12 protein-coding genes are annotated in these 13,319 nt (G+C 41.6%); 8 read left to right on the forward strand and 4 right to left on the reverse strand.

Annotation, left to right across the window (positions count from 1 at the left end):
• From VK664_RS28075 to VK664_RS28090, 4 genes are all read left to right on the forward strand, one after another.
• Positions 1 to 606, forward strand: a 606-nt coding sequence (locus tag VK664_RS28075; RefSeq protein WP_461402052.1) for a hypothetical protein, incomplete at its 5' end; no start/stop codon positions are given.
• Between the two features lie 443 nt (positions 607 to 1,049).
• Positions 1,050 to 1,706, forward strand: a complete 657-nt coding sequence (locus VK664_RS28080) for a DUF4136 domain-containing protein (protein ID WP_461402053.1) — start codon at positions 1,050 to 1,052, stop codon at positions 1,704 to 1,706.
• A gap of 25 nt (positions 1,707 to 1,731) precedes the next feature.
• A complete protein-coding gene (locus VK664_RS28085; protein WP_461402054.1) occupies positions 1,732 to 2,340 on the forward strand; it encodes an outer membrane beta-barrel protein in 609 nt (202 codons plus the stop codon).
• A gap of 308 nt (positions 2,341 to 2,648) precedes the next feature.
• Positions 2,649 to 3,194 carry a hypothetical protein gene (locus VK664_RS28090; protein ID WP_461402055.1) on the forward strand — a complete coding sequence of 182 codons (546 nt, stop codon included), beginning with the start codon at positions 2,649 to 2,651 and terminating at the stop codon, positions 3,192 to 3,194.
• A gap of 723 nt (positions 3,195 to 3,917) precedes the next feature.
• Here VK664_RS28090 and VK664_RS28095 read toward each other — a convergent pair.
• From VK664_RS28095 to VK664_RS28110, 4 genes are read right to left on the reverse strand one after another with little or no spacing between them, the layout of a single operon-like run.
• Complete coding sequence (locus tag VK664_RS28095; RefSeq protein ID WP_461402056.1) at positions 3,918 to 4,844, reverse strand: alpha/beta hydrolase fold domain-containing protein; 927 nt, start codon at positions 4,842 to 4,844, stop codon at positions 3,918 to 3,920.
• 1 nt (position 4,845) lies between these two features.
• A complete protein-coding gene (locus tag VK664_RS28100) occupies positions 4,846 to 5,172 on the reverse strand; it encodes a hypothetical protein (protein ID WP_461402057.1) in 327 nt (108 codons plus the stop codon).
• A 10-nt stretch (positions 5,173 to 5,182) separates the two neighbouring features.
• Positions 5,183 to 5,548: a VOC family protein gene (locus VK664_RS28105; RefSeq protein WP_461402058.1), complete on the reverse strand. Its 366-nt coding sequence runs from the start codon at positions 5,546 to 5,548 to the stop codon at positions 5,183 to 5,185.
• Between the two features lie 21 nt (positions 5,549 to 5,569).
• Positions 5,570 to 6,073 carry a hypothetical protein gene (locus tag VK664_RS28110; protein ID WP_461402059.1) on the reverse strand — a complete coding sequence of 168 codons (504 nt, stop codon included), beginning with the start codon at positions 6,071 to 6,073 and terminating at the stop codon, positions 5,570 to 5,572.
• Between the two features lie 379 nt (positions 6,074 to 6,452).
• On the opposite strand from VK664_RS28110, the gene VK664_RS28115 reads away from it, so the two are divergent.
• From VK664_RS28115 to VK664_RS28130, 4 genes are all read left to right on the forward strand, one after another.
• A complete protein-coding gene (locus VK664_RS28115; RefSeq protein ID WP_461402060.1) occupies positions 6,453 to 7,160 on the forward strand; it encodes a DUF6515 family protein in 708 nt (235 codons plus the stop codon).
• 696 nt (positions 7,161 to 7,856) lie between these two features.
• Complete coding sequence (gene ltrA / locus VK664_RS28120) at positions 7,857 to 9,293, forward strand: group II intron reverse transcriptase/maturase (RefSeq protein ID WP_461402061.1); 1,437 nt, start codon at positions 7,857 to 7,859, stop codon at positions 9,291 to 9,293.
• A 396-nt stretch (positions 9,294 to 9,689) separates the two neighbouring features.
• The gene (locus tag VK664_RS28125; RefSeq protein WP_461402062.1) at positions 9,690 to 10,769 is read left to right on the forward strand and encodes a helix-turn-helix domain-containing protein; all 1,080 of its coding nucleotides are present in this window, start codon (positions 9,690 to 9,692) and stop codon (positions 10,767 to 10,769) included.
• A gap of 135 nt (positions 10,770 to 10,904) precedes the next feature.
• A complete protein-coding gene (locus tag VK664_RS28130; RefSeq protein ID WP_461402063.1) occupies positions 10,905 to 13,298 on the forward strand; it encodes a TonB-dependent receptor in 2,394 nt (797 codons plus the stop codon).
• The last annotated feature ends 21 nt before the right edge of the window (positions 13,299 to 13,319 follow it).

Here is a 13,319-nt window from a genome sequence, read left to right on the forward strand (position 1 = left end):
AGCAATCTCTTAAGAGATGAAATCTCGAACGATGCAGAGTTTGCAGCAAATGCGCAAAAATTGCAGTTAACAAAAAAATGGAAACTTACAAACACAAATGCTCCTTACAGTCTCACAAAAGTCCAGTTTGGTGTATGGACAGTCATCATTGCTTCAGCTTACATCTACCTTTCGCTCTGCAAAGGAGATCTTAACCTGGATTCCATCAATAAAACAGCCCTGGTACTGATGGGTATTTTTGCAGGGACCGCTGTGGCATCCACTTTTATGGATAAAAATGAAATCAGCGACAATCGGCCCCGTCACCAGAATACTCCCACCCAGGGATTTTTGATGGATATTCTCTCAGATGATAATGGTATCAGCCTGCATCGTTTCCAGAATTTTACCTGGACTATCATTGCAATAATAGTATACCTGTATAAGTTATCCGATGCCGTGGCCGGATCAGCACTACCGGAACTCAGTGACACTTTACTGGCACTTACCGGCATCAGCAGTGCAACCTATCTGGCGCTGAAAACAAAAGAGAACGACCCCCCGGTGGCTTCTGCGGGACAGGATGTTCCTGATAACGCAACCACCTCAGTACCAATCGCTCAGTAACATCCCTTCACCACTAAAACAAATATTATAGAAAAAGATAATAAAGCTTCAAAATTAGTACTACATGTTAGCACCTGAAAGAACGCCTTCAAAAAGAGCGTTCTTTTTTCATTATTGTCAGTTTTCAAAAATCAATAGCCTGTTTTAGCTATTGTCGAAAAAATATATCCTGCTTATTTTTGTTATCTCCAAATTCGGTAAAACCTTCCCAAAATCACCGGAATCATTCTGTTTGCAACATATGTTCAAGCCCTGGAACATATGTGATAGTCCCTGCAACAACTTTTATACTTCATGCAACAAGCGGTATAGCCTTCAGCCGCGATTCTCAGCAATTTTACATCACGATATTTTACTGCGCAGGTAACCAATCGTATCGGTTCTAAACAAAAAAATTAATAGTAATTCTCTTATCATCATTAAAAAACTATCAAAGTTCATTTATGAAAAAGTTGAACATACCCTTATTAGGTTTATTGACACTGGTGGTGGCAGCCTGTGCATCCTGCACAAAAACTCCACCGCTGGATAACTTGTCAAGCGATTTTGTTGTACAAACAAAATATGACACTTCTGCAAGTTTCGGCTCCTATAAAACATTTGCCATTCGTGATACCATAACTGTAGCTACAGAAAATCCCAAAGATTCTGTTTGGTATGATGCGGATGCTCAATCCATTATCAATGAAGTAGCGAGTCAGATGAAAGCTGCAGGATATACCCAGGTAGCTGCAGGGCAAAAAGGGGGTGCGGACCTCGGCATTCAGCTGGTTGGCATCCGTAATAAGACCGTATTTGGTGTAACACCTGGTTACTGGTGGGGGTTCCCGGGATACGGTGATCCTTACTACTGGGGAGGATATTATGGTTACTCTTACTGGTCGCCATACTGGTATAGCTATTCAATTAAGACCGGAAGTTTAATCGTGGAAATAGCAGATTTGAAAAATGCTATAACGGATCAAAAATTAAACATTGTCTGGACCGGCATTGGCAGTGGACAGATCGGCAATTCTAAATCCTTTATTCTCGACCAGTGCATCAAAACAGTTGACCAGGCATTTTTACAGTCACCGTATTTAAATCAACATTCAAAATAAGCTTCCCAACGTCAATAAAAATTTTATGAAAAAGATTATAACATTTTCCCTTGTCCTGTTTGTTGGTATTGTTTGCTATGGACAGCAAAAAGAGGGCTCAGAACTATATTTTAACTGGAATTTAGGTGCTCCCGTCTCCAACAGTTTTGTAAAAGGATTTAACGGTAGTGGTGCTAACCTGGGTTACAATAAGTTCATCCAAAAAAATCTTTCTGTCGGTGCAGCCATTGGATGGAACAATTACAATACCTATTATGACCGGCAAACCTATAGCAACAAAACGGGCGCCATTACCACCGACATGTATACTTACATTTTTGCATTGCCAGTTACTTTAACCGCGACGAAATATTTCGATCTCGGAAAAATAGTCTCACCATATATCAAAATTGGGGCAGGTGCGATGTACAGTGAACAAAATCAGTATTACAACATCTACCAGGATGGCAACAACAACTGGGGATTTACTGCAATCCCGGAAATAGGGGCACGATTTGATTTGGTGCCCGGGAGTAAATGGTCCTTGAATGCATCGGCCCAGTACCTGTATGCAACCAATAAAGCAAGCGACTATGGGTTAAAGAATCTTAAGACACTTAGTGCGAATATCGGTGCTAGCTGGAGATTTCACTAAAAGTTCGATCATTTGACTAATTACTAAAACCAGTGATCCCGGAGGTGATCAAATTCCTTAAGCATATTATAGAGAATTCATTATTCAAATTTAATTGGAAAAACAAGTTGGATAATAAATAACATCACTCTTAGCTATCAAACAAAAAGTTCCGCAATCAAAATTTTATTATCACAAAATCGATTCAAAACAAATACAACATCTATTAATTAATAACGGAACATATTCTTAAAAATCATCAAAAAATTATCAAAAAATCAGTTCAAAAAATCAATTCAAAAAAAATCAACATTTTAACATCAAAATTTATGAAAAAGTTTTTTTTAGCATCAACAGTAATCGTTTTAACATCTATTTCATTGCACAGTATGGCACAAACAAGCTCAACACTGCAGGTTGTAAATAAGAAAGAAATAAGAAAACAGGCACGCGCCATCAGGAAAATAGAAGTAGGGGAAAGGACTTTGTCACAATTCGCAATTGATTTTCCGGGGGCAAAAAGACTTACTTCCGGCGTAAACAGCAATATGAGCGTAATCGCTTTTATTAGTAATGGGGTTGAGTACAAAGCTTATTACGACATTGACAATAACCTGATTGGTACGATCTCACATAAACTTACATCGGATCTGCCCGCTGCTGCATTAAAAAGTATTAAAAAACATTATCCTGGTTATACAATCAGCAATGTGATACTTTTTGATGACAATGAAGCAAACGACAGTGATATGTTGCTTTACGGAAGGCAATTTGCGGATGCCGATAATTATTTTGCAGAATTACAGAAAGACGGGAAAGCAATTGTGTTGCAGGTAAAGACAAATGGACAGGTTTACTTTTTTAAAAATTTGTAAAATTTAATTGTCAGACTTCAGAGACCGGCTCAGCAATGAGCCGGTTTTTTTGTCTGCGTGGTCAGGCAGATCGATGTATGTGAACGGGTTAATCAGTTTCATGTAAATGAAACCGACAATCATTACCAGCAGCATTGGCGTTCTCAGTGAAGTGAAATGTAAAAAAGCGGGTAGTAGTGGACTGGTTCATAGTAAGTACCAGATAATGCTTTCGCTGTTGAAAGCTGTTAGGAATTGTTTCTTGCAATGTAAAGATGAAATCAAAGTTCGGATAAGTACATATACATAACTGACAACAAGATGGACTGAATTAATGTAGTTCCAAAGACAAGGATCGGGTAGAAGCATCACGGGAACAGGCGCCTGCTAAGTCAAAAGCCCCGTTCTTAAACGGGAATTGCCCGGCAAGCCGGGCAGAAGTTAAGGATGTAGCCACATCCGGAAGGAAAATATTTTTGTCGGTTTGGATTTTTAAAGCTTTAGCTGCTCCGATTACCCTACAAAATTACAGCTGGATAGAAGCTTACTCTATACGGGTTGTTTCGATTACTATTAAAATTTGTGCATAGGAGAAAACATATTGAAAACGATAGGGATAAATTGTAAACTGAGATAAATTGCAAATTGATGAACGAGGTATGAAGATCTTATAAAACCAAAAGCCCGGATAAAAATCCGGGCCGAACCAAAACCAACCGCCTGCCATCATAAGATTGTATCAGCTCATTGATTTGCCAGCTTTTTAAACAAAGCGCCAGCTGAAATAGTGAGTATTGGTTTTTCAGATGGGTCATTCACTTCAGTATCTATTTCTAAATTTTGTTCCTTAATTACAAAGCGGTCTATAAAATCCAGTATCAATGGGAGTTGCGTAATCATCGGTATAACAGAAACCTCATGGCCGAGATTTTTTGCCCTGTAGATATAATAGGGATAACCATTGGTTTTATAAATATCAGCCAGGCTCGAAGAACCAAAAAGACCCTTGTTGAATAAACGGATAGATTTGTATGGAACAATTTTATCTGCGGTGCCATGAAAAAATAATGAAGGGGCAGGACTTGTTTTGTACGCAGGTTTACCTTTATAGCTGAAGATTGCACCCGAAAAAGCAATCACACCAGCATAACTGAATTGTTGCGGTAATTTCCTGGTTTGCTGATTACATTTTATGAGCTCCGCCTGTAAAACGGTTATCGCTCCTGAACTGGATCCTGATAAAATAATTTTATGCGGATCTACTTGCAGGCTGTCGGCATGTTTAAGTATCCAGTTAGTAGCATCATAAACATCGTCTACTGCCATATCAATGGCTTTTTGTAAAGGTTTTGTATGAATTACAGACAGGTCGGTTACTCCCTTTAGACCCAAACGGTAAGAAATGGAAGCTACTTTAAAACCCTGCTCCGCCAGGCTATTGAAATAGCGGATATAGTTTGTGTCATCACGTCTTCCTCCTACAAAAGCGCCACCGAATACAAATAACACACAAGGCTTTTTGACTAAGGTATCGCCCTTTCTGCCATAGAAATCAAGGGATAACGTTTGCGTATCTTTCGTGGCATAAATAAAACTTTGTTTGGTTACCTGTGCTTCCGCACTGAGACAGGTACCCAGCCACAGACTTATTAATAAAATTTTTTGAACCATATTAACTGATAACATTAAAAGCGAATAATAGTGTTGTGATGAATAAAAGAAATAGCCCGCACATAAACACCAGGTCAGCTATGTTTTCAAATGCGCTTGCTCTTTTACCGAATCTTCTGAATGAGAGAAATGAAAAACAACAACTTGACATAAAAAAAATAATCGCCGCAACTGCTAACTCGTCTATTATCGTTCCTTTTGATTTGCCCAATAGTTTTAAAGAAGTTAAAACCACGAAACAAATACCTAGTAGGGTAGACGAGACACTTAGAATATGAGCGCTTTTGCGAACACCGGTTTCTTTATCGGGAGATGGGCTTTGAGCCATTGAATAGATATTATTGTAAAATTTGCCATAAAAATTCATCACTCAGGATGGTTTCGACCAGCTCCACCGGCACACCAGCATCATCAATTATGGCAACCTTGTATCCGGTAATGGGTTCATATGGGCCGAGAAGAAGTTTTTTGCCCTCGATTGCAGTATTAAGGTCATCAACTTCCAGCGCCACATGCGGCATGGTTTGAATAAGTGGATGTAACGGACACCCAGGGTCAAAACGATGGTATTGTATCCGGAAGCTTCCGGGGTTATCTGTGGTATACATCTTAAGGGCAGAGTTGTATCTTTCCCCCGGCATTATGGTATTGGTCGGAATGCCCAGGTGATGAAATCTGAATTTTAGATTGTTAGTCAGGCTCATAAATTTTACGACATATTTTTTTTAAAACACCAGGCAGGTTGCAATTACGCTGAAAACGATAAAATCATAAATCAAACTGATCCAGCCGGAAGCTGTGGCAGGTTTTTTAAAATCATGTTGAAGGCCCGCCAGGCCCAGGTAGACACCAACGGTTATCGCCGCTAATAGTGATCCTTCGCTGCTTGCGACGCACAGAAAACCAAGGGCTGACAATACCAGGTTAGCAACTCCCGTTGCTTTTTTTACCATCCCGCTGTCCTCCCTGGCCGAGAGATGATTCCGGCTATTCGACTTCCGGGTAAGCTGCATGAAACCAGCTACTAACAGGCGTATTCCTATTGCCCAGAATGCAAACCATTTACCGATTAGCGTTCCTGTCAGGGCCGCCTGGCCAAAATGGTGTTCGCAGGCAACCGACAACACCGGCAGCGCAGTCAGCAGGATAGCGTTTGTAAATCTTGATAAAGACTGGCGGTATTCCAACGATAACCCGGCTGCCTGAAAGGGACTTAACTGGTACTGCATAGTGTGTTTTTTTATGGATACAAAACTATCCTCCAGGCAGAAGTATCGCTATACCACTTGTTGTAGAAAGTATAAATTTTGAAGCAAGAACCGTGTGCGTATTGGCTATGACACAATGTTTATAGCCTTGTGCAACGGGATTGATAGCATGTGGAGTCGATCCTTAACCGGTTTAACCAAATCGTTCACTGGTTCCGCAAGGTCGCGTTAAAGATCTGTGTCTAACTGTCGGTGTTGTTTACAGTAGGGATTAATGAGTTCTCAATTAACGATTAACGGTTCCCGATTGAAACAATAATTACAGTATACGCCGCAATGGATATGGTCGCCCTTCGGGCTGCAGGGTAGCTTTGCATCTTAATCAAAAACAATTTTATTTATGAAGATCAGAAAGTTTCAGCCCAAAGCATCCCTGCTGATTGGGCTTGTACTCACCGCGTCAATCCATTTTGCGGATGCCCAGGATATGAATCACCATACCTCGCAGCGTTCCTTCGACAACAGCGGTCGTAACAACCACGCTTCTAACGGTAGAAATTTTAATTTGCCAGGTAGAAATGGCCCAATTTCACCGGGTTTTATCAGAAGACCCCCTAACACCTGGCAAGGAAAAAGGTATTATTCTTTTCGGCCCTATTTTTATCATCCATACCGTCCTTATTCCTGGGGGCCGCTGTGGCGCCCATGGGGATTCTTTTCACCCCGCATCCCAGCAAGCGCCATTGTTATAAATTTTCAAAATCGAAATTATCGCTATGACCAGGGTATTTGGTACAATCCAACTAATGGGGGATATACTGTTGTGCAGGCACCTATCGGGGCACTGATATCTTTTCTTCCCGCGGGCACACAAACCCTGTTTAACAACAATGTCCCCATCTATTATTATGGAGGAACATATTATCAGCAATCAGGACCAGGATATGTCGTGATAGCTCCACCAGCCGGAACAATAGTGCAAAATTTGCCTCCCGGTGGACAGGAAGTAACTATCGGTGGCCAGGTATATGTAAATGTAAATGGCGTGTTTTACCAGCCTGTTGAGAATAATCAATATGAAGTTGCACAGGTGGATTCAAATATTTAGTGATCAAAAAATCCTGTTTTAGCTTCTAAAAAAGAAAATAAACCAAACGATTCAAAATTTATACGCATTGCAACATCTGGTATACTTGAATGAAGCTGCGCAGTGTAATTTTGATTTATCAATCAGCTCTTTAATAAACAATATAAACAGATTTATTACGGGTTAAACCGTGAGTCAAACATGGGTGCAAAAGCACCCTCAACTTTTTTTCATGCAGGCAGTTAGTTTTAGTCCGGCCCGGGTTTCTACCCGGGCTTTTTTGTGTGCGCCACGCACACCATCGCTCTTTAAGGTTCAAGTCCTGAACAGGCCATCTAACGGGAACTGTTAGTCCGAAGCAAGGGTGTTTACTGCGAAGTAAAATCTGAAGGAAGCAGAGGACAAATTTGTGAGTTAACGCACAGAAACAGGATATAAGGCTTACTCATTGGATGAACTGGCATTAGACAGTAAAGTCCTACAGTTAGACGTACAACATGAGGTAGTAAACCCTGTAGCTTACAAAGGCGGAGTGATGAGTTTACCATGGGAGATCTGTTTAAGTATCAGAGGCGGAGGTACGAGAGAGTGCCCGAGCAATGGGGGCTAAACAGAAGTCAGCAGAGGCCGTAGTAGTGAAGAAGTTTCTGTAATGGGGATGGAGCGAAGGGCTGAATTTTCAAGGCGGGTGAGTTATCCGTTGAAGTAGTAAAAGTCATGAACAAGAGTACAAACAAGGATATCAAAGTGTTGCGTTCCCGGATGAATCCGATGGAAGAACGAGGAGGTAGCAACGGCCTGTTCGCAGAGGCTGTACCCGTATGGTATGGCCAAAGCGGAGAGGTAAATCCTGAATGGCTTTCTGCATGCACGGAACAACGCAACCTGACGAAGCGTTTAATGGATCGCATAGCCGATCCATTGAATTTAAGTAAGGCATACCAAAAGGTTAAAAGCAACGGCGGTAGTGCGGGCGTAGATAAAATGACAGTAGACCAACTGCAGGAATGGTTAGGTGCAAACCTAAACCAACTGCAGGACCAACTACTTAATAAGCACTACGAACCACAAACAATCCGCGGAGTTCAAATCCCAAAAGCATCCGGAGGCACTCGTCAGCTTGGCATACCCACGGTGATAGATCGGTTGGTTCAACAGGCTATACATCAGGTGTTGAGTATTGAGTACGACAAAACTTTCTCCGATAAAAGTTATGGGTTCCGTGCAAACAAGAATGCCCACCATGCACTAAAGCAGGCAGCTACTTATGTGGCATCCGGCAAAAGTTATGTAGTGGACCTCGACATGGAAAAGTTCTTCGACGAAGTAAATCATCACCGGTTGATGTGGTTGTTGAGTACACGTGTAGGAGATAAGCGGGTACTGCATTTAATATACCGGTTCCTGAAAGTTGGTATGATGCAGGATGGGCTTGCCGCACAACGCATCAAAGGTACACCGCAAGGCAGTCCGCTAAGTCCTCTTCTATCCAACATCGTGCTCGATGAATTGGATAAAGAGCTGGACAGGCGCGGGTATAGCTATGTTCGGTATGCGGATGATGTGAAAATTTTTGTCAGCAGTAAGCTCAGGGCCGAAGAAGTGCAAGCGAAGATCACTGGCTATATTACGGAAAGACTCAAGCTCAAAGTAAATCCGGGCAAGAGCCGGATATGTCGGGGATACGAGCTGAACTTTTTGGGCCATAGCATCTTGCAGAAGGGACGTGTTGGGCTGAGCAAAGAAAGTGAACGTCGACTCAAGGATAAAGTCCGTGAAGTGACCAAACGCTCAAGGGGCGTGAGTCTGGAGAAGATAATATCTGAACTGCGAACTAAAGTACAGGGATGGCTTAACTACTTCAAGCACGCAATGATGAGTTCAAGGATGGAAGCAATGGACGGATGGATAAGACGCAAACTAAAATGCTTCCGGCTGAAGCAATGCAAACGAACGATAGGCGTTGTCAGGTGGCTTAGGCAACTGGGCGTGCCCGAGAGGGACTGCTGGCTAACGGCTCTGAGTGGTAAGGGGTGGTGGCGATTAAGCAACGCTCCGGCACTCGGTATTGGTATGAACAAAATGTGGTTCGCGAAGCTCGGCTTTTATAGCCTGCACGAGAACTATAGATCCTTACATCGTACATTACCTTGAAGAAACCGCCGTACACGCAAGTACATACGGTGGTGTGAGAGGGCGGCAAAGGTTATACCTTTGCCCCCTACTTTAATTTGCCGGACCTTGCCTTTCCCACAAAGGCAAAGTCTTTTGTTAGTCCTTTTACTGAATCCGCAAATTTTTTACAGGATTAGCCATGGCAGCTTTAACTGCCTGTAAACCCACCGTCAGCAACGCAATAAATATAATTGCAAAGCCTGCGATGAAAAATGCCCACCATTCAAGACTAATTCGATAGGCAAAATTTTCCAACCATTTGTTGGCAGAATACCATGTAAAAGGAATTGATATCATAACTATCTGCCATCCCTCACATTTAATACTTAAAAAAGGGGTGATTCATTAACTTGGGCTATAACTTTTCAGGGCATTATGAGTGATGGCAAATACCTCCTGTTTTTCGTGGGTGCAATCGGGGCGTTTAATGGTCTCATGCTGAGCATTTACTTTTTACGTTTTGTAAAAAAGAAAAACCTGTCAAGCTTTTTTCTGGGTTGCCTGTTGGCGGCATTAAGCATCAGGATCGGTAAGTCAGTTTTTGTTTATTTCAACCCGGCTTTGCCAAAAGTTTATTTGCAGATTGGACTGTCTGCCTGTTTGCTGATCGGTCCGGCATTGCTGTTTTTTATCAGATCCGCGATCGAACAACCAATAAATTTGCCCCGAAGCTGGAAAAATCAGATCATTGCTTTGATATCCGTCATCCTGGTAGCAGGGTTGTTAGTTCCTTATGCAAAATACCCGGAAACCTGGAATGCTTACATTATCAGGATTATCTATGCCATATGGCTCGCCTATGTGATAGCAGCCGGACTAAGGTTAAATAACATATTTGTAAGGCTCTTTAAAGATCCTGCATCCCTAAAAACTGCCGAGCAGTGGCTGGCAGCCATTTTTGCAGCAAATGCAATCATATTTTCATCTTTTTTATTCTCAATGCTATTCCCCAAATTGTACCCGGTCTATTATGGTGGTGCGGTGATTTTTTCGTTTGTGTTATATGGGATGATTTTCCTTCAACTCAAACAGGCAAAAACTACTGACCAGATTTACCTGGTCTCTGTTAAACCGGTAAGGAAACAACTAAATATAAATTCTTCATTATTGTTAAAGGAGTTAGACCAGGTAATGTCTTCGAAAACCCTTTTCAAAAATCCGAACCTCACAATTGGCGAATTGGCTAAATTAATCAATGTCACCAGTCATCAGCTATCCCAGATTTTGAATGAAGATCTTGATAAGAATTTCACCTCTTATATAAATGAATACCGGATTAACGAAGCTTGCCGTATGATCGCTGCAGGCCACCCATACTCGCTGGAAGCAATCGGCTATGAAGTTGGATTCAATTCCAAATCCACATTTTATACCGCCTTCAGGAAAATAAAATCAACAACTCCTCTCGCATTTAAAGAAGGTCTGGCGAAAAATCCACGGGCTGAATCTGCCTGAACCTCAACCGGTTGACTTTGTCACTCCGTACGGATTTATAATTCCGTACTACTGAAATCTTTAATTCAGACGTCTGTAGCAGCACCTGCATTTATTTTTGGTTTGATTGATTCTCAAACAGACCAATTGTAATTCATGACGAGGATTCTGCTTCTACTTTCAGTTTTGTTTATCAGGGTATTTTCCGTCGGTGCGCAGGTGACTATCACCGGTATAGTGACCGATGAAGAACGAAAAATTATTCCGCATGTTAGTGTAACCATATTGACGGCGAAGGATTCAGCATTCATAAAGGGGATGCTGACTGATTCAACCGGCAGTTTTACATTTGCCAGGATGCCGGCAGGACAATATTTGTTAAAAATTTCTTTCGTGGGATACAAAATTCATTGGCATGAACTGCTAATCAATGAGCATGAAAATCTGAAAGAGAAGCCGGTAAATATGATTTTGTTCAAAGAACAAACACAGCTTGATGAAGTAGTTGTGAAAGCCGAACGAAAAGCCATCAGGTATGATCCCTCAAAATTGACGCTGCAGGTTGCCGGGAATAGTATATTCAAAACTTCGGCAAACGTGATGGATATACTTCGCAAAGCACCCGGACTAACAGTGAACCCGGATGGTTCGCTGCTCGTGACCGGCCGCAACATCCCGGTTGTTTTTATCAACGGGAAACCGACATTGATGAGCCCGGAAGAGTCATTGGCCTGGTTGAATGGTCTGACTCCTGATCAGGTAGCCACGATTGAGATAATAGATAACCCTTCATCGAAATATGATGGTCAATTTAAGGCGATAATCGATGTTAAACTGAAAAGCGATGAGACACTTGGCTGGAAAGGCAACCTAAGTTCATCTTTCCGCCAGAATATCTACTCATCATCCGATAATAACCTGGCCATTTCTTACCGTCCGGGCAAAGCAATTTATACTTTGCGGGTTGGTTATGTTTTTGGAGACGATTTTTATCGTTATACCGCCTTACAAAAGTTGGCAAATACCAATTATATGGCCACGTTCACGGAAACGCGTAACAAAAACAATAATCTTTCCCTGCAACTGGGAGTTGATTATGCAATCAGCAAAAATCGAAGTCTTGAGTTGTCTTTGAAAACCTACCAGGCGAACAGGAGACTGAATGCCTTCAATACACTTACTTTCAGCGAACCGGAACAAAAAGATATCCTCGGTATCAGCCAAACCATAAATCTGTCAGAACCTGGCCAGGTAAACTATGCTTTCAACACCGCCTATTCCCAAAAGCTGTCGCAAAAAAGCAACCTCATATTTTTGGGTTCGGCAACTGAGGTCAGTAACCGCTTGAATGAAGACATTCAAATCAGCGACCAACTCACCGGTAAACCGCGAAGCTATTGGAAGACCTTATTAAGAAATGATATAAAGATCAGGAACTTGCAGGCTGATTACTCCAGGATTTCCAAATCAGCCACAATTGAAGCCGGACTGAAGTTTACTTTTATTTCAACCGATAACAACATAAGATATGATACGCTGTCTCCTGCCAGTGTGTTTGTGCGTGATTCAAACCGCACCAATCATTTTATCTATAATGAATATGTAAACGCAGGATATTTTGCCTACGGGTATAAAAATGAAAAATTTGATTTTAAACTTAGTCTGCGTACCGAGCATACTCACACGTTGGCAAATTCAGTGACCGAAAATAAAACCATAAAGAGAGCGTATCTCACCTGGCTCCCCGGAGCCAGTGCCGGATTTATCATCACTAAAAACCAACGCATTAATATTGTCTTTGCCCGGCGAATGACCAGGCCTGATTTTGGCCAGTTAAATCCTTTTCGATTTTACCTGAGTCCACTCAATTACCGTGTGGGTAATCCTTACCTGCTACCATCAGTTATCACATCATTAAATCTTTCATACAATTTTCGTGATTTAAATATCGCCTTCACAGCCGGCCGTGAAAAAGATTTGATGACAAGGTACCCGGAATATAACAGGGTAACCAATGAACTGCTTTATCTCGGGGCGAATCTGCCTTATAATGACTTTGCCAATATTCAGACCGGGTATAATTTTTCCATAACAAAGTGGTGGAAAACAACCCATACTCTTGGTGTCTATTACAACAAAGAACAGATGCCATACCTGGGCAAGACTTATGCGATAAGCGTTTTTGATTATGGCCTAAATGGCAGCCAGGTTTTCCTGCTGCCAAAAGGTATCACTGCAGATCTCGTTTATCGTTATCAATCACGAAGCGGAAATAGTCTTTACCTGGCTATCCCTGCGGGCTATGTTGATATAGGATTGCAAAAGAACTGGGCTGCAGGGAAGCTTAATACCAAATTAAATGTTTATGACCTGTTTTACACGAATAAAATCAAGCGTGTATTTCGGGAAAAGGAAATTATTGACAATCGCCTTACCCACCAGTGGGGTACCCGAAGAGTGGTGCTGACCATTGCATATAGCTTTGGAAAGGCCAGTTACAAAACAAAACAAAGCAGGACCAGCGATGACGAAAAAAGAGCCGGTAATTAAATATTAAAATATTGCAACATT

The sequence above is a fragment of the Flavitalea sp. genome (genome assembly GCF_035489435.1).
In the GTDB taxonomy this organism is placed as follows: domain Bacteria; phylum Bacteroidota; class Bacteroidia; order Chitinophagales; family Chitinophagaceae; genus DATHKG01.